Source organism: Buchnera aphidicola (Astegopteryx bambusae) (assembly GCF_039365365.1).
Classification (GTDB): domain Bacteria; phylum Pseudomonadota; class Gammaproteobacteria; order Enterobacterales; family Enterobacteriaceae; genus Buchnera_G; species Buchnera_G aphidicola_B.
The window spans coordinates 193,802-218,699 of sequence record NZ_CP134985.1 but is presented as its reverse complement, the minus strand read 5'-3'; the positions used below and the strand labels follow the sequence as shown (position 1 = coordinate 218,699).

The 24,898-nt window shown below is 18.5% G+C and carries 22 protein-coding genes; 12 read left to right on the top strand and 10 right to left on the bottom strand.

The features are described from left to right. Positions 1–8 precede the first annotated feature (8 nt). Positions 9–2,690 carry a 2-oxoglutarate dehydrogenase E1 component gene (locus RJD44_RS01005; RefSeq protein ID WP_343189761.1) on the bottom strand — a complete coding sequence of 894 codons (2,682 nt, stop codon included), beginning with the start codon at positions 2,688–2,690 and terminating at the stop codon, positions 9–11. 31 nt (positions 2,691–2,721) lie between these two features. Beyond that, positions 2,722–3,468 (bottom strand): Nif3-like dinuclear metal center hexameric protein, encoded by a 747-nt coding sequence (locus RJD44_RS01000; protein WP_343189760.1) that lies wholly within the window; start codon positions 3,466–3,468, stop codon positions 2,722–2,724. Positions 3,469–3,616: 148 nt separating this feature from the next. Between RJD44_RS01000 and fldA the strand changes: the two genes are divergently transcribed. Next, positions 3,617–4,141 (top strand): flavodoxin FldA, encoded by a 525-nt coding sequence (fldA, locus tag RJD44_RS00995; RefSeq protein WP_343189759.1) that lies wholly within the window; start codon positions 3,617–3,619, stop codon positions 4,139–4,141. An 84-nt stretch (positions 4,142–4,225) separates the two neighbouring features. Here the strand turns inward: fldA and gap are convergent, their stop codons facing one another. Continuing rightward, positions 4,226–5,233, bottom strand: coding sequence for a type I glyceraldehyde-3-phosphate dehydrogenase (gene gap, locus RJD44_RS00990; protein ID WP_343189758.1), 1,008 nt, complete (start codon positions 5,231–5,233; stop codon positions 4,226–4,228). Positions 5,234–5,543: 310 nt separating this feature from the next. On the opposite strand from gap, the gene RJD44_RS00985 reads away from it, so the two are divergent. After that, entirely contained in the window at positions 5,544–6,527 is a 984-nt protein-coding gene (locus RJD44_RS00985) for a beta-propeller fold lactonase family protein (protein ID WP_343189757.1), read from the top strand. A gap of 99 nt (positions 6,528–6,626) precedes the next feature. Here the strand turns inward: RJD44_RS00985 and glyA are convergent, their stop codons facing one another. Next, entirely contained in the window at positions 6,627–7,877 is a 1,251-nt protein-coding gene (gene glyA / locus RJD44_RS00980; RefSeq protein ID WP_343189756.1) for a serine hydroxymethyltransferase, read from the bottom strand. A 39-nt stretch (positions 7,878–7,916) separates the two neighbouring features. Then, complete coding sequence (gene hisS, locus RJD44_RS00975; RefSeq protein WP_343189755.1) at positions 7,917–9,203, bottom strand: histidine--tRNA ligase; 1,287 nt, start codon at positions 9,201–9,203, stop codon at positions 7,917–7,919. A gap of 294 nt (positions 9,204–9,497) precedes the next feature. Here hisS and RJD44_RS00970 point away from each other — a divergent pair, with 294 nt between their 5' ends. The 7 genes from RJD44_RS00970 (at position 9,498) to yciA (ending at position 16,419) form a co-directional block, all read left to right on the top strand. Beyond that, positions 9,498–10,265 carry an inositol monophosphatase family protein gene (locus RJD44_RS00970; RefSeq protein ID WP_343189754.1) on the top strand — a complete coding sequence of 256 codons (768 nt, stop codon included), beginning with the start codon at positions 9,498–9,500 and terminating at the stop codon, positions 10,263–10,265. A gap of 252 nt (positions 10,266–10,517) precedes the next feature. After that, a complete protein-coding gene (gene trpD, locus RJD44_RS00965; protein WP_343189753.1) occupies positions 10,518–11,507 on the top strand; it encodes an anthranilate phosphoribosyltransferase in 990 nt (329 codons plus the stop codon). After that, a complete protein-coding gene (trpCF, locus tag RJD44_RS00960) occupies positions 11,504–12,889 on the top strand; it encodes a bifunctional indole-3-glycerol-phosphate synthase TrpC/phosphoribosylanthranilate isomerase TrpF (RefSeq protein ID WP_343189752.1) in 1,386 nt (461 codons plus the stop codon). The genes trpD and trpCF overlap by 4 nt, the downstream gene beginning before the upstream one ends. Beyond that, the gene (gene trpB, locus RJD44_RS00955; RefSeq protein ID WP_343190116.1) at positions 12,886–14,067 is read left to right on the top strand and encodes a tryptophan synthase subunit beta; all 1,182 of its coding nucleotides are present in this window, start codon (positions 12,886–12,888) and stop codon (positions 14,065–14,067) included. The genes trpCF and trpB overlap by 4 nt, the downstream gene beginning before the upstream one ends. A gap of 4 nt (positions 14,068–14,071) precedes the next feature. Next, complete coding sequence (gene trpA / locus RJD44_RS00950) at positions 14,072–14,881, top strand: tryptophan synthase subunit alpha (RefSeq protein ID WP_343190115.1); 810 nt, start codon at positions 14,072–14,074, stop codon at positions 14,879–14,881. A 95-nt stretch (positions 14,882–14,976) separates the two neighbouring features. After that, positions 14,977–15,744 (top strand): YciC family protein, encoded by a 768-nt coding sequence (locus tag RJD44_RS00945; RefSeq protein ID WP_343190114.1) that lies wholly within the window; start codon positions 14,977–14,979, stop codon positions 15,742–15,744. A 255-nt stretch (positions 15,745–15,999) separates the two neighbouring features. Continuing rightward, positions 16,000–16,419 (top strand): acyl-CoA thioester hydrolase YciA, encoded by a 420-nt coding sequence (gene yciA / locus RJD44_RS00940; protein ID WP_343190113.1) that lies wholly within the window; start codon positions 16,000–16,002, stop codon positions 16,417–16,419. Positions 16,420–16,637: 218 nt separating this feature from the next. On the opposite strand, the gene lipA is transcribed toward yciA, so the two are convergent. The 5 genes from lipA to mnmA form a co-directional block, all read right to left on the bottom strand. Beyond that, a complete protein-coding gene (lipA, locus tag RJD44_RS00935) occupies positions 16,638–17,570 on the bottom strand; it encodes a lipoyl synthase (RefSeq protein ID WP_343190112.1) in 933 nt (310 codons plus the stop codon). Between the two features lie 80 nt (positions 17,571–17,650). Next, positions 17,651–18,253, bottom strand: a complete 603-nt coding sequence (gene lipB / locus RJD44_RS00930) for a lipoyl(octanoyl) transferase LipB (RefSeq protein WP_343190111.1) — start codon at positions 18,251–18,253, stop codon at positions 17,651–17,653. 39 nt (positions 18,254–18,292) lie between these two features. After that, complete coding sequence (locus RJD44_RS00925) at positions 18,293–18,934, bottom strand: YchE family NAAT transporter (protein WP_343190110.1); 642 nt, start codon at positions 18,932–18,934, stop codon at positions 18,293–18,295. 233 nt (positions 18,935–19,167) lie between these two features. Further along, on the bottom strand, positions 19,168–19,935 hold the full coding sequence (locus tag RJD44_RS00920) for an enoyl-ACP reductase FabI (RefSeq protein ID WP_428994205.1): 768 nt from the start codon (positions 19,933–19,935) through the stop codon (positions 19,168–19,170). Between the two features lie 158 nt (positions 19,936–20,093). Continuing rightward, positions 20,094–21,209 carry a tRNA 2-thiouridine(34) synthase MnmA gene (mnmA, locus tag RJD44_RS00915; protein WP_343190108.1) on the bottom strand — a complete coding sequence of 372 codons (1,116 nt, stop codon included), beginning with the start codon at positions 21,207–21,209 and terminating at the stop codon, positions 20,094–20,096. Between the two features lie 294 nt (positions 21,210–21,503). On the opposite strand from mnmA, the gene lepA reads away from it, so the two are divergent. From lepA to rnc, 3 genes are all read left to right on the top strand, one after another. Then, a complete protein-coding gene (gene lepA, locus RJD44_RS00910; protein WP_343190107.1) occupies positions 21,504–23,291 on the top strand; it encodes a translation elongation factor 4 in 1,788 nt (595 codons plus the stop codon). Positions 23,292–23,425: 134 nt separating this feature from the next. After that, positions 23,426–24,136, top strand: coding sequence for a signal peptidase I (lepB, locus tag RJD44_RS00905; protein WP_343190106.1), 711 nt, complete (start codon positions 23,426–23,428; stop codon positions 24,134–24,136). A gap of 81 nt (positions 24,137–24,217) precedes the next feature. Beyond that, the gene (gene rnc, locus RJD44_RS00900) at positions 24,218–24,898 is read left to right on the top strand and encodes a ribonuclease III (protein WP_343190105.1); all 681 of its coding nucleotides are present in this window, start codon (positions 24,218–24,220) and stop codon (positions 24,896–24,898) included.

The window sequence follows — 24,898 nt, the reverse complement described above, 5'->3', positions numbered from 1 at the left end:
ATTTGTTCCTATAAGAATAAAGATTTTTTTATTATTTTATATTGTTCTTTTTTATGTATTTTTATTGAACCAGTTGATACAGAAGATGAAGAATTTCTACTAATACATATTAGTTTTGAATTATGTGGAATAAGTTTTTTTATATATTTTGATACAAAATTCCATGCACCTTGATTTTTTGGTTCTTCTTGTACCCAAATAAAGTTTTTTGTGTTTTTACAAAATTGTAATATTGAAAATATTTCATTTTTAGGAAACGGGTATAATCTTTCTATTCTTATTATTAATAATTTATCAATATGTTTTTTTGTAGTATAACTATTTAATTCATAAAAAATTTTCCCTGAGCAAAAAATTATTTTTTTTATTTTTTTATAACAAAATTTTTTTTTATAAATTATATTTCTAAATTTTTCTAAATATATATCTTTTAAAGATTTAAATGATTTAGTATTTCTTAACATGGATTTTGGAGACATAATTATTAATGGTGTAATATTTTTTTTGTATATTTGATTTTGTATTATATGATAAATTTGACTAGTATTGGTTGGTTGAACTATTTGTATATTTTTTTCAGATGACATTTGTAGAAATCTTTCTAATCTTGCAGAAGAATGTTCTGGTCCTTGACCTTCATATCCATGCGGTAAAAACATTATTAACCCACATGTTTGACCCCATTTTTTTTTACCTGATGTTATAAATTGGTCTATTATAACTTGAGCGGAATTAGCAAAATCTCCAAATTGTGCTTCCCATATGTTTATTGATTTTTTAGAAGATATAGAATATCCATATTCAAATGCAAGAACAGCTTCTTCAGATAAAGAAGAATTCCATATACAAAAATTATTTTTTTTATTTACATGACATAGTGGTATATAATGAAAATTTTTAGTTTGATCATATACTATAGAATGTCTTTGAAAAAAAGTTCCTCTAGATACATCTTCTCCTGAAATTCTGCATGAAATACCTTTTTTTAATAAATTAGCTATTGAAAGAGCTTCTGCTGCACTCCAATCAAATTTTTTTTTCTCTTTTGACATTAACATTCTATTTTTATATATTTTTTTTACAATTTCATGTAAATGCATATTTTTTGGTATTTTATTTATTTGTATAGACAATTTTTTAAAGTTTTCAAAACTAATTTTTATATTTTTTTTTTTTTTTTTAGAAATATTCTTATTTATAATTTTTTTTGTAAAATGTAGTTTTAATTTATTTTTATATTCAAAATATTTTTTTTCTAAAAATTTTTTATATTTTTTTTTTATATTTTCTATTTCTAAAATAGAAATTTTTCTTTTTTTTATTAATTTTTTTTCATATATTTTATAAACTGGTTTATGTTTTTCTATAATATTATACATTTTAGGTTGTGTTGCTTTTGGATCATCTGATTCATGATGTCCATGTTTTCTATAAGAAATTATATCGATAAACACATCTTTTTTAAATGTTCTTCTAAATTTTAAAGCTAAATTAATTATAAAAATTGATTCTTCTGGAAAATCTGAATTAACATGAAAAACTGGACATGATATCATTTTAGAAATGTCTGTACAATATTTGCTAGATCTCATTTCTGAAATTTTAGATGTAGTAAATCCTATTTGATTATTTATTACAATATGAATTGTTCCTCCTACATCAAATCCTTTTGTTTTTGACATATTTAATGTTTCTTGTATTATACCTTGCCCACTTATGGAAGCATCCCCATGTATTAAAATTGGTAATACACTTTTTTTATTTTTTTCTTTCGAATTTTTCTCTATATAAAATCTTGCAGATCCTATTACTACTGGACAAATAGATTCTAAATGAGATGGATTATTTTTTATTTCTAAAAATATTTTATTTTCTTTATATAAAATTGTTTTTTTATAACCTAAATGATATTTTACATCATCAATTTTATTTTTTTCTTCATAAAAATTTTCAAATTCGTCAAATATTGTGTTTAATGATTTTTTAAATATATTTCTTAAAACATTTATTCTACCTCTATGAGACATTCCTAATATTATATTACTAATATTATTTTTTTTAGAATATTTTATAACTTCTTTTAAAATTGGAATAATTATCTCAGATCCTTCTAAAGAAAATCTTTTAGCTCCTGGAAATTTTATATTTAAATATTTTTCAAAATAATTTGTTATAATTAAATTTTTTAATAATTTTTTATTATTTTTATTATTTATTTTTTTTCTTTTTTTTTTCTCTAAATTATTTTTTATCCATTTTTTTTCTTTTTCTGAAAATATGTGCATATATTCTATACCTATGTGATTAGAATATATTTTTTTCATTTTTTCATATGTTTTTATATAATCTTTTTCAATTTTATTCTTATTATAATTTTTTATTAATAAATTATATTTTTTTTTAAAATATAAAAAATTTTTTATATTTTTACATGTTTTTTTTATAGGATTTGTTTTTGATATTATATGTCCATATGATCTAAAAAAAAATATCAAATTTTTTATATCATGTTTTTCTATTATTTTTTCTTTTTTATTATTTTGTATAATAAATTTTTTAAATATTAATTGAAATTCTTTTTTTACATAAGATTTTTTTTTTAAAAATTTTTTAAATATGTTTTCTAGATAATTATGATTATATAAATGTAAATGTGTAAAAAAATTTTTACTATTTTTATTTTTTTTCATTTTTGATATTTTTTGTTAGTATTTTAAATAATTAAATTGGATTGTGTATATTAACAAATATAGTTTCTATATTATATTTTTTTTGTATCCATTCTCCTAATTTTTTAACACCATCTATTTCTGTTACATGATGACCAGCTGAAAAAAAATATAATTTATATTCGTCAACATAGTGCATAGTTTCTTCTGATACTTCACCAGTTAAAAAAGCATCTACTCCAAAATTAGCCGCATCTGAAATAAATTTTTGTCCCTTTCCACTACACCAAGAAATTGTTTTTATATTTTTTTTTTTAAATTTTGTATTATAACAAAAAGGATTTCTATGATATTTTTTTTTTATATAATTTTTTAATTTTTTATAATTAATTTTTTTTTTAAATTCTCCCCAAAATAAAAAATCATTAATTTTACCTTTAATTTGTATTTTTAATTTTTTTGCTATACATACATTATTTCCAATAGATGTATCTAAATCTAGAGGAGCATGCCAGCAGTATAAATTTATGTTATTTTCTAAAATTAGCTTTAATCTATTTTTATGTATATTTTTTATATTTTTTATTTTATTTTTCCAAAACATTCCATGATGAACTATAATAGCATCTGCATTTTTTAATATTGCAATTTTTATTAATTTTTTACATATACTTACTCCAGTAATTATTTTTTTTATTTTTTTAGCACCTTCTATTTGTAATCCATTATATATACAATCTTTAAATTTTTTCTTGTTTAATTTTTTATTTATTATTTTTTCTAATTCTGAATTTTTCATATTGTTTTATATGTTGTTAAAGAAATAAAAAAATTTTGATATGTTATATATATTAAAATAAAATTTTAAATATATAAAATAAATTATTTAATAATTCTAATGTTTTTTAAAATTATTATATTTATTTTTTATTATATAGGATGTTAAAATGAAAAAAATTGGTATTTTTTTTGGAAGTGACACAGGAAATACAGAAAAAGTTGCTAAAAAAATATTGAAAAAAATTGATTTGAAAGACGTTAACATACATGATATATCAAACTCTTCCAAAGAAACTATAGAAAAATATAATATATTAATTTTGGGAATTCCTACTTGGTATTATGGAGATTTACAATCTGATTGGGATGATTTTTTGCCAATTCTAAAAAATATAAATTTTAATAATAAAACTGTAGCATTGTTTGGTTGTGGGGATCAAGAAGATTATTCAGAATATTTTTGTGACGCTATGGGTACAATATATAAAATTGTTAAAAAAAATGGTGCTAATTTAGTTGGTAAGTGGCCTACAAAAAATTATTTTTTTGATAGTTCTAAAGCTTTATATAACAAAAAAAATTTTGTTGGATTAGCAATAGATGAAGATAGACAACCAAAAAAAACTGATATTAGAATAAATGTATGGGTAAAAAATATTTTATTAGAAATAAATAAGATGATAGAAAAATAATTTTTATAAATTGTAGTATTATTTCTATATGTAGGAATAATACTACTAAATAAATAATTATTTTTTATAAAATTTTTTGTTTTATTAATTTATACTTTTTTTGTTTATCATACTTGCTAAATCTAATACTTTACTAGAATATCCAATTTCATTATCATACCAAGATATTAATTTAACAAAATTTTTATTTAATAAAATTCCTGCTTTTTCATCGAAAATAGATGTAAAAGTACTTCCATTAAAATCTGATGATACTGCTTGATCTTTTACATATTTTATTACATTTTTCATTTTATTTTTTGAATATTTTTTTATAACATTACAAATTTCTTTATATGTGGCAGATTTTTTATATCTTACTGTAAGATCTACAACAGAAACATTTGGTGTAGGAACTCTAAAAGCTATTCCTGTTAATTTACCATAAAGCTCTGGTATAACTTTTCCAACAGCTGCTGCAGCACCAGTATAAGATGGAATTATATTTTGCATAACTCCTCTTCCTCCTCTCCAATCTCTTTTAGATACACCATCTACAGTTTTTTGAGTTGATGTAGTAGCATGTACTGTGGTCATCAATCCTTCTAATATTTCAAATTCGTCATGTATAATTTTTGCTAATGGAGCTAAACAGTTAGTAGTACATGAAGCATTTGATACTATATTTTGACCTTTATATTTATTAAAATTTACTCCTTTTACAAACATAGGTATATTATCTTTTGTAGGAGCTGTTATTATAACTTTTTTAGCCCCTGATAATATATGTTTATTTGCATTTTCTTTATCACAAAATATTCCTGTAGATTCTATTACGACATCCACTAACAATTTTCCCCATGACAAATTTTCTGGATTTTTTTCTGAAGATGTATGTATTTTTTTTCCATCTATTAATAAAATATTTTTATTAACCTCTATTTTTTTTTTGAATTTTCCATGAGTAGAATCATATTTTAATAAATATTTTATATATTTAGTTGTTAATAAATCATTTATTGCTACTACTTCCATATCATTTCTTTTTTGTGCTAATCTAAAAACTAATCTTCCTATTCTTCCAAAACCATTTATTGCAATTCTTATTTTCATATTTTTTCCATATTAATATTATTTTATATAATTTTTTAATTTTTAATTATAATATTATTATATCTATAATAAAATATATTTATACTAAATATTTTTTTAACAATTTTTTTATTTTTATAAAACATAAAATATATATTTAATATTTTATATATTTTTAAAAATTATATAATTATTTTTTTGTAAAAAAATAATTATATAATTTGTTAAGTTGTTTATATTTTGCTTTTGTAAAAATATTTTATATTTTATGTTATAATTTTTAACAAAATATTTTTGTAAAAGAAAATTTAAATAAATAAAATATAAAAAAATGAATAAAATAGTTTATATATCCATGCCAAATAAAAATGTAATACAAGTATTAAAAATAAATGAAAATATGTTTTTTGAGAAAATACAAAATTTTAAGGTATCAGGAAACATTCAACCAATAAATATATTCAAAGAAAAAAAATTATTGTATGTTGGATTAAGATATGAAAATAAAATATTAACATTAAAAATATTAAAAGATGGAACATTAAAAAAAAATAGTGAAATAAATATAAAATATCCAACAAATCACATAAATATAGATTTTAAAAATAAAATTTTGTTTAGTAGTTCATTTCATGGAGATTGTTTAGAATTATATAAAATTAATAAATATGGTATTCCTTATAAAAAATATTATACTATTCATAATATAAGAGGATGTCATTTTTCTTTATTAAACAATTATTATAATTTGTTATTTTTTACTGCATTAAAAGAAGATAAAATTTATTATTTTAATATGTCAAATTTAAAAAAAATACAGAAAAATTTTGTTAATTTCTTTAAATTAGGTAAAAAATTTGGCCCTAGACATTGCACAATACATTCTAATAAAAAAATTTTATATATTATAAATGAGTTGAATAGTACCATATCTACAGTAAAAATTTATAAAAACATGGAAATACTACAAAATATAAGTTTATTACCTAATACAGAAAAAAAATATTGGGCTTCAGAAATACAAATTACTCCATGCAGTAAATATTTATTTGCTTCAGATAGACATAAAAACATTATAACATCTTTTAAAGTAAAAAAAAATTATACATTAAAATTATTAAAATTTTATAATACTGAAATTCAACCTAGAACTTTTAAAATAGATTCTTCAGGAAAATATTTAATAGTAGCAGGAGAAATATCTAATAATATTTCATTATATGAAATAGATAAAAAAAATGGAAATTTGAAGTGTTTAATAAAAAATTTTTTTGTAGGAGGAAACCCAGTATGTGCAATTTTTTTTGATATATAAAATTAATTTATTTCTAATTTTTTTTAAAATTTGTTAATAATATGATTGTGTTATCAAAAAAAAAGTAAATAGACAACACAATCTAAAAAATAATTTTTTTTATTTATATATAGGATATTTTTTACATAATATTTTTACTTTTCTTTTTATAGTATTTATTATATTTTTGTTATTTTTATTTTTTATTATTTTTATAATCCAATGTGATATTTTTGTTGATTCTTTTTCTTTAAATCCTCTTCTCGTAATTGCTGGTGATCCTATTCTAATTCCTGAAGTAATTAAAAAATTTGTAGTGTCATTTGGTATACCATTTTTATTTACTATTATGTTAGCATTAGATAAACAATTTTCTATTTCTATTCCAGTAGTATAATATTTTCTCAAATCCAATAAAAATAAATGGTTAGAAGTTTTTTTAAATACTATTTCAAAATTTTCTTTTTTAAAAATTTTTATCATAGCATTAATATTTTTTATAATTTGTATTTGATAATTTTTAAAATTATTACTTAATGCCTCCTTAAAAGATATTGCTTTTGCTAAAATTGCATGCATTAGAGGACCACCTTGAGTTCCTGGAAAAACAGCAGAATCTATTTTTTTAAAAAGTTTTTCATCATTATAATTAGACATTATAATTCCACCTCTCGGCCCAGACAAAGTTTTATGAGTTGTACTGGTTATAATATGTGCGTGTGGAATTGGATTACTATATAAACCTGATATTATTAATCCTGCTATATGAGATATATCTACTAAGAAATATGCATTAATTTTATCAGCTATCTTTCTAATTTTCTTCCAATTGCAAACTCTAGAATATGAAGAAAAACCTCCAACAATCATTTTTGGTTTGTGTTTAATAGCTAATTTTTCTAATTGTAAATAATCAATTTTTCCATTTTTATTAGTTTCATAATATATAAAATTATACATTCTTCCAGAAAAATTTACTGAAGATCCATGTGTTAAATGTCCTCCATGAGACAACTTCATTCCTAATATTTTATCTCCATTTTTTAATACTGCAAAATATGCAGCAAAATTGGCTTGAGATCCTGAATGTGGTTGTACATTAACATATTTTACTTTAAAAAGTTTTTTTGCCCTACTGATTGCTAAATGTTCAATTTCATCTATATATTTACATCCAGCATAATATCTATTGTTTATATTTCCTTCAGCATATTTATTTGTAAAAATAGAACCTTGAGCTGATAAAATTGCTTTGCTCGCATAATTTTCTGAAGCTATTAAATTTATTTGGTTTTCTTGTCTTTTTTTTTCTTTTTTTAAAATATTAAAAATTTTTTTATCATCTTCAATTTTATTGTTTATATTAAACATTTTTTCCCTATATAATGTATACAAAATTTTTAATATGTTTTATTTATTATTTTTAAATAAATGATTTATTTTATCAATAAGATTTTTATAAGAATATTTATATTGACTATTTTTTGTTAAATTTTTTAAAGTATAATATTTATTTTTTATTTCTTCTTTTCCTATTAATATTATAAATTTTACTTTATTAATATTTGATTTTTTCAATTTTTTTTTTAATCTTTCATTAGAAAAATTTGTCATAATACTTAATTTTGGAAATTTTTTTCTTATTTTTTCTGATATTTTTATTGCTTTTAATAACATTTTTTTTTCTAAAGGTATTATTTCTATATCAATTGTATTTTTTTTTAAAATATTTTTTTTAAAATATTTTTTTAATAACATTAATCTATCTATTCCTATTGCACATCCAAATGCAAAAATATTTCTTTTGTTTAATAAATATGATAACTTATCATAACGCCCCCCGGCACATATTGTATGTTGCGTGTTTAATTTTTTATTTTTCCATTCAAATACTGTATCATTATAATAATTTAATCCTCTTACTAATTGTTTATTTATTTTATATTTTATATTAAATTTTTTTAAAATGTTACATAAATTTTTAAATCTTAATAATGTTTTTTCATTTAAACTATTATATAATAATGGAGCGTCTTTTAAAATTTTTTTTATATTAATATTTTTGCTGTCAAATAATCTGAATGGATTTTTTTTATAATTTTTATTATAATATTTTTCAATAGTTTTTTTTTTATCATTTAAAAAATATTTAAATTTTTTTATATATGTTTTTCTTTCAAATATAGAACCTATAGAATTAATCTCTAAATTTAAACAATTTAATATTCCTAAATTTTCCCATATTTTTTTAGTTATTAAAATTGTTTCTAATTCAATATATATATTATTTATTCCTACAATTTCTATACCAAATTGATTAAATTCTCTATATCTTCCTTTTTGAGTGTTTTCATGTCTAAACATAGAACCTAAATACCACAATTTTTGTATTTTTTTTTTATACAGTAAATTATGTTCTATAATAGATCTTATGCAACCAGATGTTCCCTCTGGTCTTAAAGTTACATTTTTTTTACTTCTATCAATAAAAGAATATGTTTCTTTTTCTATTATATCAGTGTTATTTCCTATAGAAATTTTAAATAATTCAGTATGTTCTAAAACAGGTGTTTTTATTTCTTCATAACAATGTTTTTTTAATATTTTTTTACAAATTTTAACTATATTATTGTATAATAATAGTTCATTACCTATATAATCATTCATACCTTTTATAGATTTTATATTTTTTTTCATAATACTTTTATAATTTTGTAAGATATTAGATATTAATATTTATATTGAAAAATATTAATAAAATAATAATGCAATTTATTTTAATTTTTTATTAAATTATTTTTATATTTTAATATATATTTATATTCTTAACATAAAATATATTTTTTAAAAATTTTATTCAAATTATATTTTATAAAGCATATAAATATATAATATTATTCAATTTTTTTATATTATTTTTTGTTATAAAATATATATTTTCTATATTTTTTTTATTTATATTTTTTTATAACATATAAGGTCATTATAATTATGAATCCTATGATAAATATTGCTACTTCTGCTATTAGAAAAGCTGGAAATTTTATAATAAAATACTATGATTCTAATTTTTTTTTTGAAAAACAAATTGACAAAAATAATTTTTTTTTTAACGAAATTATTAAAAAATCTGAAAATATAATAATTAATGAAATATATAAATATTATCCTAATCATATTTATATAACTAATAGAAATATAAATTATAATTTAAAAACTTCAAAAGTTTGTTGGTTTATAAATTCTTTAGATGGATATTTAAATTTTAATAACAAATTTCCTCATTTTTGTATTTTAATATCAAATTTTGTGAATAAAAAAATTTTTATGTCTGTAATATATGATCCACTAAGAAATGAATTATTTACATCTGTAAAAGGAGAAGGTTCAAAATTAAATGGATATAGAATGAGATGTAATAATAAAATAAATAATGATATCACTTTGTCTGTTCACATTCCAATTAAAAATAATCTTATAAAAGAAAAATATGTAAAAATTATAAATAAACTATTAAAAAAAAATGTTTCTATTAGAATAACAGGATCATATATTTTAGATTTTGCATATGTAGCGTCAGGTAGATTAGATTGTTCAATAATAGAAAAAGAAAATATTTTTAATTTTCTATCTGGAGAATTACAAGTAATAGAATCAGGGGGTTTAACGAATAAAATATTAAATGATCATAATATAAAGAATAGCTCAAATACTATGATAACAGGAAATAACAATAGTATAAAAAGAATAATTTTTTAAAATTTTATAATTTTTTTTAAATTAATGTTTTCGTTTATAAAAAAATAAAATTTATATATTATTAGTTATATTATTTATACAAAAAATTTTATTTTTTTAATAATTAAAAAAATTATATTATTTTTACTTTTAAAAAATACTTTTTAATAAATTAATTATTAATAAGTATATTAATATTTAAAATAAAATTTTTTATATAAAAATTGTGTATAAACTAAATTTATTAAAAATAAAAATATATTAATAAAAAATATGAAAAAAATATTTAGAAAGTTATATAAATCAGAGAATTTAAATTTTTCAGAAAGTTATAAATTATTTAAAAAAATATATTATAAAGAAATAAACGACGTTGAAATAATTTCTGCTATAGTTTTAATAAAATCTAAAAAAGAAAATATATATGAAATTTTAGGAGCTGTTAAAAGTTTTTTAAAAAAAAAAAAATTTTTTAAAAAACCTAGTTATTTATTTTCGGATATCACAGGAACTGGAGGAGATTATCAAAATGATATAAATATTTCAACAATTAGTGCTATAACTGCTGCTGCTGCCGGTTTTAAAATAGCTAAACATTGTAATTATAATATAACTAGTAAATTAGGATCTGCAGATTTTTTAAAAAAAAATAATATAGAAATTAATGTTTCTTCTAAAACATCTAGAAAAAATTTAGATAAATTTAATATATGTTTTTTATTAGCTCCATTGTATTATGATGGATTTAGTCATATAAAAAATATAAGAAAAAAGTTAAAAATAAGAACAATTTTTAACTTAATAGGTCCTTTATTAAATCCATCTAGACCCCCATTATCTGTTATAGGAGTTTATAACTTAAAATTAGTACCAATAATAGCTAAAATTTGTAAAATTCTAAAATATAAAAGAGTTATAATATTACATAGTCAGAATTATGATGAAGTTACTTTACATGGATCTACGTATATAAATGAATTAAAAAATAATAAAATTATAGCATATAAATTATATCCTGAAGACTTTGGATTTAAAACATATTGTAAAAAAAGTTTTTATAAAGATGAAAATTTTATAAAAAATATAATAAAAGGAAAAGGAGAAGATATATATTTAGAAACTATATCTGCAAATGTATCAATACTTTTAAAAACTTTTGGAAAAGAAAATTTAAAAGATAATGCGAAATATATACTTAAATTAATTAAACAAGGAGAAGTTTATAAATTTATGCAAAAAATATCTAATGGAAATAAAATATGAAAAGAAAAATTTTAAAAGATATTTTAAATTATAAAAAAAATTGGGTTAATAATATGAAAAAAATTAATCCAATAAGTACGTTTAAACATTTAATAAAAAAAACTAATGTTAGTTTTAAAAATTCTTTTAAAAAAAAAAACATTTCTTATATTTTAGAAATTAAAAAATCTTCTCCGTCTTTAGGAAAAATATGTAAAAATTTTAATATTGAAAAAATAGTAAAATGCTATAATAAATATGCATCTGCAATATCAGTAATTACGGAAGAAAAATATTTTGATGGTAATTTAAAATACTTAAAGTTTGTTAGAAAAAATACACAACTACCAATTTTGTGTAAAGATTTTTTTATAGATAGTTATCAAATTTATTTATCTAGATTTTTAGGAGCTGATGCTATTTTATTAATGTTATCTATATTGCAAGATGAACAGTACATAAAATTTTCTAATATTGCAAAAACTATGAATTTAGATATTTTAACTGAAATAAATAACAAAGAAGAATTAAATAGAGCAATATATTTAAAAACACAAATTTTTGGTATAAATAATAGAAATTTAAAAAATTTTTGTATAGATATAAATAATACAAAAAATTTATCTGTCTTAATACCAAAAAATAGAATTATAATTAGTGAATCAGGAATATTAAATAACTTTATTGTTAACGATCTTAAAAAATATGTAAATGGATTTTTAATAGGATCTGCTATAATGTCAAAAAGAAATATAAGTTTAGGTGTTAAAAAAATTATTTTTGGCAATCATAAAGTATGTGGAATTACTAGAAAAAAAGATGCAATATATGCTTCTGAAAATGGAGCTTTGTATGCAGGTGTAATTTTTATAAAATCTTCTTATAGAAATGTTAATATAAAAGATGCAAATAAAATTTTTTTTTTAAATTCATTGAAATATGTTGGTGTATTTAAAAATGAAAATATGTATGTGATAAAATATATATCTGAAAAATTTAATTTACATGCAGTACAATTGCATGGTAATGAAGATCAAACATATATAAACAAATTAAAAAAAATTTTAAATAAAGATATTAATATATGGAAAGCAATAGGTATAAAAAATAGAATTTATAACATAAATTATAAAAATGTAAATAAGATTATATTAGATAATTATGTTCCTGGAAGCGGAAAAACATTTAATTGGTCTTTTATAAAAAATATTAATTTAAAAAATAGTTTTTTATCTGGCGGAATTAATAATAAAAATTGTGAACTAGCATTAGATTTAGGATGCTATGGATTAGATATTTGTTCAGGATTAGAAAAAAAAATAAGAATAAAAGATAAAAATAAAATCATAAAAGTATTTTTAAAAATAAAAAATCATATAATTAGAAGAAAATTATTAAAATGACAATTTTAAATTCATATTTTGGAAAATTTGGAGGAATGTATGTTCCTCAAATATTAATAAATCCATTGTTAAAATTAGAAAAATGTTTTATAAAATATATAAAAAAAAAAAATTTTATAAAAAGTGTTAATTATTTATTAAAAAATTATGCTGGAAGACCAACACCATTAACTTTATGTAAAAATATTACTTTGGGTACTAATACTAAATTATATTTAAAAAGAGAAGATTTATTACATAGTGGAGCACATAAAATAAATCAAGTAATTGGCCAAGCATTATTAGCAAAAAAGATGAAAAAAACTAGAATAATTGCTGAAACTGGTGCTGGTCAGCATGGTGTATCTACAGCTATGATATGCGCTCTACTTAATTTAAAATGTGTAATATACATGGGAGAAAAAGATATATATAGACAAAATTCTAATGTTATAAAAATGAAATTATTAGGCGCAGAAGTAATTGCTGTGAAAACAGGAACAAAAACTTTAAAAAGTGCTTGTAATGAAGCTATGCGAGCATGGTCTCATGACTATGAGAACTCTCATTACATGATAGGAACTGCAGCAGGGCCTCATCCTTATCCTAAAATAGTACACAAATTTCAAAGTATTATAAGTATAGAAACTAAAAAACAAATTTTAAAATTAGAAGGAAAATATCCTGATATAATAATTTCTTGCGTGGGAGGTGGATCTAATGCTATAGGAATTTTTTCAAAATTTTTAAAAGAAACTTCAGTTAAACTTATAGGAGTAGAAGCTGGTGGGAAAAAACACAATCAACATAGTGCATCTTTAAAATATGGTAAAACGGGAATATACCTAGGAATGAAATCTAAAGTTATACAAAATTATGAAGGTCAAATACAAGAATCATATTCAATATCTGCTGGTTTGGATTTTCCTTCTGTAGGGCCCGAACATGCATGGTTAAACAATTTGAAAAGAGTAAAATATGTAACTACTAGTGATAACGAAGCTATAAATGCATTTAAAATTTTATGTTGTAAAGAAGGAATAATACCAGCTCTAGAATCTTCTCATGCTTTGGCTTATGCTATTAAAATAATAAAAAAAAAATCTAAAGTTAAACAAATTATTATAGTTAATTTATCTGGTAGAGGAGATAAAGATATAATTTCTGTTAACAATTTTATAAAAAAAAATAAAAAATAACATTATGAAAACAAGATATTCAAAAGTTTTTAAAAATTTAAAAAAAAATAGAGAAGGATGTTTTATTCCATTTGTTATGTTAGGAGATCCAAATTTTAATGTTTCTATAAAAATAATAAATAATATAATTAATCAAGGGGTTGATGCAATAGAATTAGGTATTCCTTTTTCTGATCCACTAGCTGATGGTCCAATAATACAAAATTCAAGTTTTAGAGCTATAAAATCTAATATAACATTAAAAAAATGTTTTGATATATTAAAAATTTTAAGAAAAAATTATAATGATATTCCTATTGGATTATTAACATATGCAAATTTAGTTTTTTCTAATGGAATAAAACAATTTTATCAAAAATGCAAAGATGTTGATTTAGATTCTATATTAATAGTTGATGTACCTATAGAAGAATCTGACCTATTTTATAAAAATGCTATAGAAAATAAAATTTCTCAAATTTTTATATGCCCTCCTAATATAGGAAATTCTAATTTAAAAAAAATAATAAATATGTCTACTAGTTATATATATTTACTTTCTAGATCAGGAGTTACAGGTATTAATAACAAAATTTTTTTTGATTTAAGTAAAATTTTAAATAAAATAAAAAAAATGTCATCTATTCCTATAATACAAGGTTTTGGAATATGTTCTGAAATTCAAATAAAAAATATACTAAATTCAAAAATTGATGGTGTTATATGTGGTTCTATAATAGTAAAACAAATAGAAAAATATTTACACAATGAGAAAAAAATGATTGAAAAAATAAATAATTTAACAAAAAGATTTAAGATGTGTACTAAAATTTAATTTTTATAATATTATTTTAAACTATATAATTTTAAAAAAATTTTTATATATCTTTTTATTTTGTTTTAAATTTTTTCATTTTATAAAAACTATTTATGGTGATAATAATAATGTTTATTAAAGAAACTGATTTATTTATTGAGACATTTGATTTTATAAAAAAAAATTTTATAAAAGTTTTTTTTATATCTATATTTTTTTCCTTTATAGTAGTCTTATCTGATTGTTTTATAATTCCAATTATGCAAAGAATTTATTTTTCTGTTATTAGTAAAAATAATTCTATGTATTCTTTAATACATACATTTAATTTTATGACATTTTTTCAGCAAAAAACATTTTTACAATTTTCTTTTTTAAAAAATATAATTTATGTAGTTAGTATTACGTTTATTATAGAAAGTATTATAATGATAGCTCAATTTAAAATATTTGAAAAAGAAAAAAATTTCTATAATTTATATAGAATATTTTCTTCTTTCTTTCCAAATTTATTTATATTAATTTTTTTTATAAATTTGGTTGTTCAAATAGGAACAGTTTTACTGATGTTTCCAGCTATAATTTTTTCAATTTTTTTTTCTTTATCTCCAATAATTTTAATTGTAGAAAAACAAAGTATATTATTATCTATGCAAAAAAGTTTTTTAATTTGTTTAACAAAATGTAAAGATTTATTTATTCCAATAATATTTTGGTTTTTTGCAAAATTTGTTTTATTGATAATAAGTTCAATAATAAAATTTTTTCCAGAAAGTATATTTTTATTTTTATATAATTCTATGTCAAATTTTTTATTATGCATATTGACAACATATTTATTTAAATTTTATTCATTGTTTAATTCTGTAAAAAAATTTTAATTTATAAATATAAAATATTTTATTAATTTTATAATTTGCATATTTTATATAAATATTAAGAATAAAATTTTGATTAAAATATATTAAATTCATATTTAACATTTATAATTTTATAAAAATTGTTATAATATTTTGTTACATATATTTTTTAAAAAAATATAAAATATATTTATTAATTTTAAATATATGACAATTTTATACAAAATTTTTTATTTTGAAAAATTATTTTATAAAAATTTATTTTAAGAAAAATTTATGAAAAGCTTAAATAAAAAAATTGTAAGAGGAAAATTAGTTATAAGAAGTTTAGCTATGCCTAAACATATGAATGCTAGTGGAGACATTTTTGGAGGATGGATAATGTCACAAATAGATTTAGGAGGTGCTATATTAGCAAAAGAAATATCTAAAGGAAATGTTACTACTGTAAGAGTAAAAAATATTATATTCTTAAAACCAGTTTCTGTTGGGGATGTGGTTAGTTGTTATGCAAAATTATATAAAACAGGAATTAGTTCAATTAATATAAAAATTGAAGTATGGATAAAAAAAATTAGTTCTTACCCATTAGGAATAATATATAAAGTTGCTAAAGCAAATTTAATATATGTTGCTATAGATAAAAAAAAAAATATAAGATTGGCATATAATAATTATTATATTAGTAAAAAATAAAATATATAAATAAATTTGTTAATAAACAATTTTTAATTTTATTAACATGTTTTATATTCATAATGTGATTATTATTTGTTAATATATTAAAAATATTTTATAAATACATTAAATTAAAGTTGTTTATAAAGTAAAAAATTTTATATAAAATTTTTAATGTTTTTTTTGAATAATTAAAATAATTGAGTATTATTTTTAATTATTCAAAATTATTTTAATTAATCTTTATATTTTTTTGTTTTTAATTGTTTAATTTGTAAATTTGAATGATAAGAAGAACGTACTAATGGACCACAAAATACATTTTTAAAACCTATTTCAACTGCTTCTTTTTCTAAATTTTTAAATTCTTTAATTGTAAAATATTTTTTTACTGGAAAATGATATTTACTTGGTTGTAAATATTGACCAATAGTTAACATATTGACATTATTTTTTTTTAAATCTGTTATTACTTTTAATATTTCGCGATATTTTTCGCCTAATCCAATCATTAAACCAGATTTTGTAATCGTGTTTGGATTTTCATTTTTAAAATTTTTTAATAAATTTAGTGAATGTTTATAATTTGCTCCTTTTCTAACATATTTATATAATCTAGGAACACTTTCTATATTATGATTAAATATATCTGGAGGACATGTAGATATTTTTTTTATAGCATAATTCATACATTTTCTAAAATCTGGAACTAAAATTTCTATAGTTGTATTTAATTTTTTTTTTTTTATTTCTTTTATACATTTTAAAAAATGTTTTGAGCCTCCATCTTTTAAATCATCTCTATTTACAGAAGTTATTACTACATGTTTTAAATTAATTAATTTAACTATTTTTGCTATTTTTTTTGGTTCATAATAATCAATTTTATTAGGTCTTCCTTTTAAAACTGCACAAAAGGTACATTTTCTAGTACATATATTTCCTAATATCATAAAAGTCAAAGTTTTTTTACTAAAACATTCATATATATTAGGACATAGTGCTTCTTGACATACAGAGTGCAAATTATTTTTTTTTAATATTTTTTTTATACTTTTTATTTTATTATTATTTGTAGGAAATTTAGTAATTATCCATTTTGGTTTTTTCAAAATAATATTGTATGTTTTAGAAAACATAATTTTATTTTTTTTAAATTTATTTTTCATATAATCAAAGTGTATATTTTATGTGTATTATTATTCTAATATTATTTTATAAATAAATAATATTTTTATTATTTTTTTATTTAAAAAAATTTTTTATAAAAAAATTTTATATTAGTTTTTAATATTTTTTTTACATTTTTTATTAATATTTTTTTATTAAAAAATTTCATTTGTGAAATTTTTTCATGTTCATTATTACATGGAACTATTAAATTAAATGGAAACAAATCCATATCTACATTTAAAGAAAATCCATGCATAGAATATCCATTTTTTATATTCAATCCTATAGAACATATTTTTTTTTTATTTACATATATCCCGGGTTTTTGCTTATTATAATATCCTCTTATTTTAAAATATTTTAATGTTTTAATAATAGAATTTGTGATTATCCGTAATAAAATAAATATTTTTTTTCTTTTTTTTAAATTAATTAAAAAATATACTAATTGTTGACCTAATCCATGATATGTAATACCTCCTCCTCTATTTGTATAATAAATATTGATTTTTTTTGTAATATAATATTTTTTTTTAAAAAAATTTTTTCCAACTGTAAAAACTGGAGGATGTTCTACAAACCAAATTTCATTAATTTTTTTTTTTTTTTTTATAAATTTGTTCATTAAAAAAAAAGTATATTTCCATTCTTTTGTTCCTAAATCTTTAAAAATTATCATTTTTTATTTTTATTTTAATAATTGTTTATATGAAATTTTTTATTTTAATATAAAAAATTTTATTTCATTAATTAAAAATTCTATACCAATAGACATTAACAATAACCCCATAATTTGTGTAATTATATTTATTCCATTTTCTCCAAAAACTTTTATAAAAAATTTTGATAATTTGAACAATATCCAACAAGTAAAAGAAAATAAAAAAATAATAAAAGTACATATTATTAAATTTATAATATTATTATTTTTTGTACTCCATATAATGGTTGAACTTATTACACCAGGACCTGCTATTAAAGGAATAGCTAAAGGCACTATACTAGTATTTTTATATTTTTTATTTAATTTTTTATTTTTTTTTAATTTATTTTTATTAATACAAAATTTTCCATTTATCATAGAGTTGGCTATACCTATTATAAGTATTCCTCCAGCTATTCTAAATGAATGCATAGAAATTCCGAAAATATGTAAAATATTTGATCCAAATAGTAATGAAAAAAATAATATAAAAAATACTGTTAATACAACATTATAATTGGTTCTATTTCTTTCTAAAGAATCTTGATTATTTGTCATACTAATAAAAATTGGTATCATACCTATTGGATTTGTTAAAACAAATAAATTAAAAAAAAAACTAATATATAAAAAAATATCTAATGATTTTAAACTCATAATTTCTCCTAAGAAATTTTATTTTGTTAAAAAATAATAAAAATTTTTAAAAATAAAAAAATTTTAAAAATATTTAAATTAATATTTTAAAATTTATAAAAAATAAAATATTTTATTATTATATAATTTTTATTATATGAAAAATATTTTAATTAAAGTATTATAAAAATTTTATTATTTTTTTATTTTATTTTTTTAAAAAAAATTATTGATTTTATATAAATAACATATTATTAAAAAATATTATTTAAACCATCGTTTACATGAATTATTTGACCAGATATTCCTATGGAAATATCAGAACATAAAAAAGAAGCTATATTTCCTATTTGAAATATATTTATACATTTTTTTTTTAATATTTTTTTTTTATATTTTTTGTAAATTTTATGAAAGTTTTTTATTACATATGAAGAAGTTGTTTTTGTTGGCCCTACTGAAATAGCATTAGCTCTAATATATTTTTTTTTAAAATAATAGTCTATATATTTTACATTTGATTCTAAAGATGCTTTCGCTGGGCCCATTACGTTATAATTAGGAACTACCAAATTTGAACCTAAATAAGAAATTGTTAATAAAGAAGAATTTTTATTTAACATATGTTTACACGCTTTACATAAAGCTAAAAAACTATAAGAACTAATTTCATGTGATAAAAGAAAATTTCTTCTATCTATAATGTCCAAATAATTTTTAGAAAATTGTTTTTTTTCTGCAAATGCTATAGAATGTACTAAGCCATCAAAATTTTTCCAATATTTTGATAATTTTAAAAATAAATTATTTATACTTCTATCACTAGAAACATCACATTTTAATATTATTTTACAATTGTTTTGATTTGCAAAATTTTTTATAAATTTTTTTTCTCTATCATTAAAATATGTTATAGCTAATTTTGCTTTATATAATATCATAGATTTTGCAATTCCATAAGCTATAGAAAATTTATTTCTAATTCCTAAAATTAAAATTTTTTTTTTAAAAAGTAAATGTATATTTTTCATGTTGTTTAAAGTTTACTAATTTTTTTTTGTAAAAAGAATTTTTATAATATATTAATTAATATAATCTTTTAAAGAAATTTGTAATAAAAACATTATTTTTTATTATAAATTTGTTTTGTAAAATGTTTAAAATAAAAAAGTACATTTTTTTATATTTTTATATTTTTTATCAATGGAATTTTTTTAAAAATTATGCCTCCTCCTAAACATATATTAGATATATAAAATACAGCAGATTGTCCAGGTGTTATAGAAGAAATAGGATTTTCAAATATAACTTTAACTATGTTTTTATATTTAAATTTTACAAAACATTTAAAAACTTTTTTTTGATGTCTTATTTTTATAGAGCAAAACAAAGTTTTTCGTATATCAACTTTTACTAAAATATTTATTTTTTTTATAAACATGCCAATAGACATTAAATGAGGATTATTATATCCTTTGCAAACTAATATAATATTTTTTTTAATATTTTTTCCAACTACGTATATAGGAGAAAATTTATTTATAATATTTTTTTTTTTTATATATCCTATTTTTCTTCTTTGACCTAAAGTACAATTATGTAATCCATAATGTTTTCCAACGCAATTTCCTGAAATTGTAAATATATTTCCTATTTTTTCAGAAATATATTTTTTTAAAAAATTTTGTAAATTTTTAGGTCCTATAAAACATATCCCCATAGAATCTTTTTTATTAGCCACAGACATTTTTAATTTGTTTGCAATCAATCTTACTTTTTTTTTTTGCATATTTCCTATTGGAAACAAAATCTTTTTTAATTGATTTTTTTTTAATGTATATAAAAAATAACTTTGATCTTTTTTTTTATCTAATCCTTTTTTTAAAAAAAATTTTTTATGAATACAATGTAATCTAGCATAATGTCCTGTAGCTATAAAATCTGCTTTTAAATGTTTTATAGCAAAATTTAAAAAGATTTTAAATTTTATTTCTTTATTACATAAAATATCTGGATTTGGAGTTTTTCCATTTTTTAATTCAAGCAAAAATTTTGAAAAAACTTTTTCCCAATATTCTATAGAAAAATTTATTTTATGAAATGGAATTTTTATTAAATTACAAACTTTTTTAACGTCTTCTAAATCCTTTTTAGAGGCGCAAAAATTTTTTGTATCATTTTCTTCCCAATTTTTCATAAATAATCCTTCTACATTATATTTTTTTTTTAAAATCCAAGCAGAAACTGATGAATCAACACCACCAGACATTGCAACTATTACTTTTTTTCTTTTCATATTTTTATAATCTCATAATATGTAAACTAATATTAAGAATATAAAAATTTTTTTTATTATAAACAAACATAATAAAAAAAATTTATAATAAAATATATTTATGTTTACAAAAATATTTTTTTATAATTAAAATAAATATATATTATATTTAATAAATTAACTAAAATTTTTTTATTTTCATTAAAATATATAAAATTGATTTTTATGAACTTTTATGTTAATAAATATCAACAATTTTATATTTTTTAATAATTTATTTTTATAAAATAAAAACATTTTTACAATATAAAAAATATGAAAAACATAAGAAATTTTTCTATTATAGCACATATAGATCATGGAAAATCTACTTTGTCAGATAGAATTATTCAGATATGTAATGGATTACCAAAACGAGAAATGAAAAATAGAATTTTAGATTCTATGGATTTAGAAAAAGAAAGAGGTATTACTATTAAAGCCCAAAGTGTATCATTAAATTATACATCTATTTCAGGGAAGAAATTTTTATTTAACTTAATAGATACTCCAGGTCATGTTAACTTTTCTTATGAAGTTTCTAGATCATTATATGCATGTGAAGGAGTATTGTTAATAATAGATTCTACGCAAGGAGTAGAAGCTCAAACATTGTCAAATTGTCAATTTGCAATGAAAATGAATTTAAAAATAATACCAGTGTTGAATAAAATAGATTTATTAACTTCTAACATTTCTAAATCTATTAAAGAAATAAAAAATATAATAGGAATTACAACAAAAGATTATGTAAAATGTTCTGCGAAAACTGGAGAAGGTATAAAAAAATTATTAGAAAAAATAATTAAAATTATACCTTTCCCAAAAGGTGAAAATCGAGGAAAATTACAAGCATTAATAATAGATTCATGGTTTGATAATTATCTAGGGGTAATAATTTTAGTTAGAATAAAAAATGGTATATTATTAAAAAATTCTAAAATAAGAATAATAAATACTGGATATATTTTTAAAGTAGAAAAAGTAGGAATTTTTACTCCAAAAAAAATTTTTAAAAGTTGTTTAAAAAGTGGAGAAATAGGATGGGCAATATGTGGAACTAAAGAGATTTCAAAAATATCAGTTGGTTATACGATTACTAATTTTGATAATTTAGAAAAAAAAAATATACAAAAAATTAATAAAATAAAACCTCAAATATATATAAGTCTATTTCCAATTGATCCTGATAAATATAAAATATTAAAAGATGGAATAAAAAAATTAAGTTTAAATGACAATGCTTTATCTTATGATATAGAACATTCAAATTCTTTAGGATTTGGTTTTAGATGTGGTTTTGTTGGTATATTGCATATGGAAATAATAAAAGAAAGATTAGAAAGAGAATATTATGTAAATTTAATATCCACATCACCAAATGTTATATATAAAGTGTATACTAAAAAAAATAAAGTTTATTATATAGATAATCCTTCTAAATTTCCTAAAAAACAATATATAAAATATATAAAAGAACCTATTTCTAAATGTATAATTTTATCTCCAATAAAATTTTTTGGTAAAATAATTAATCTTTGTATAAAAAAAAGAGGAATACAGAAAGAAATAAAATATTATAAAAATCAAATTTTTATAATTTATGAAATACCAACTTCAGAAATAATTATAAATTTTTTTGATGAACTAAAATCTATTTCAAAAGGATATGCTTCTTTAGAATATAATTTTCTAAAATATAAAAAATCAAATGTAGTAAAATTAGATATATTAATAAATTCAAAAAAAATTGATGCATTATCTTTTATAATATTTTATAAAAATGTTTATAGTTTTTCTAAAAAAATATTGAAAAAAATAAAAAAAACTATTTCTAGACATCAATTTGATATTGTTATACAAGCATCTGTAGAAAATAAAATAATATCTAAAGAAAAAATAAAACAATTAAGAAAAAATGTACTTTCTAAATGTTATGGAGGGGATATTACAAGAAAAAAAAAATTATTGCAAAAACAAAAATATGGTAAAAAAAAATTAAAAAAAATTGGTAATGTAAGTATACCTCAAGAAACTTTTTTCTCTATTTTAAAGAAAAATTAATAAAATTTATAAAGAGTAAATAAATAATGCATGATTTAATTTCAAATATTATTATGTTTTTAACATTGGTTACGTTTATTTTTTGGATATGTGACAAATATAATTTTTGTTTATGTAAAAAAAATTATTTTTTTATGAGAAATAATAATATTAACAAATTTATTAGTTCATTTTTTTATACATTTTTAGTAATTTTTATAGTAAAATCATTTTTTTATGAGTCTTTTAAAATTAGATCTAGTTCTATGTTTCCTACATTAATAGATGGTGACTTTATAATAGTAGAAAAATTTTGTTATGGTATAAAGGATCCTATATTTAATATAAACATATTAAATTATAAACAACCAAAACATGGCGACATAATTATTTTTAGATATCCTAGAAATAAAAAAATTTTTTTTGTAAAAAGAATAGCAGCAATACCAGGAGACATAATAAAATACAATTCTATTAATAATAAAATTTTTATATACAGAAAATATTTAAATAAAAATAAAAAACATATAACAAAAATATTATTTTATAAAATTATAAAAAATAATATTAATGAAAAAAAATATATTAAACATGTTTTTGAAAATTTATGTTTTAATAAAAAAATTTTATTATATAAAAAATTTTCAAAAAATAAAAAAAATTTTATGTATATACTATGTGTGCCAAAAAATAACTATTTTGTATTAGGAGACAATTTAAAAAATAGTTTAGATAGTAGATTTTGGGGTTTTGTTCCAGAGAAAAATGTTATTGGAAAAGTACGTATGATTTGGATGAATATAACAAATACGAAAAAAAATTATTTTTGCAACATAATGTTTAATAGAATAGGCACTACTTTTTAAAAATATTTTAAATAATTTTTAAAATAAAAATAAATTTTAAAAAAAATATATATATTACATTAATGTATAAATTGGTAAAATATGAATTTTATAGAAATACAAAAAATACAAAAAACATTAGGTTATGTATTTAATAAAACAGAATTATTAAAGCAAGCATTAACTCACAGAAGCGCTAGTAATAAACATAACGAAAGATTAGAATTTTTAGGAGATTCTATTTTAAGTTTTATAATAGCAAATGCATTATATAAGTATTTTCCTTCAGTCAATGAAGGAGATATGAGTAGAATGAGAGCTACATTAGTCAGAGGAAATACTTTAGCTAAAATAGCTCATAAATTTGATTTAGGAGAATATTTAAAATTAGGACAAGGAGAATTAAAAAGTGGGGGGTTCAGGAGAGAATCTATATTAGCAAACACTGTAGAAGCTTTAATAGGAAGTATTTTTTTAGATAGTAATATAAATATAACTGAAAAATTAATTTTAAAATGGTATGATAATAGATTAAAATATATAAATCCTGAAGATACTAAAAAAGATCCGAAAACTAGATTACAAGAATTTTTACAATCTAAACATTTACCTTTGCCTATATATTTCATTATTCAAGTATATGGAGAGGCTCACAGCCAATTGTTTACTATAAGATGCAAAATTTGTGGAGTAAAAAATCATATAGTTGGTATAGGATCAAGTAGAAGAAAAGCAGAACAAGATGCAGCGAAAAGAGCTTTATTAAAATTAGGGATAGAATAA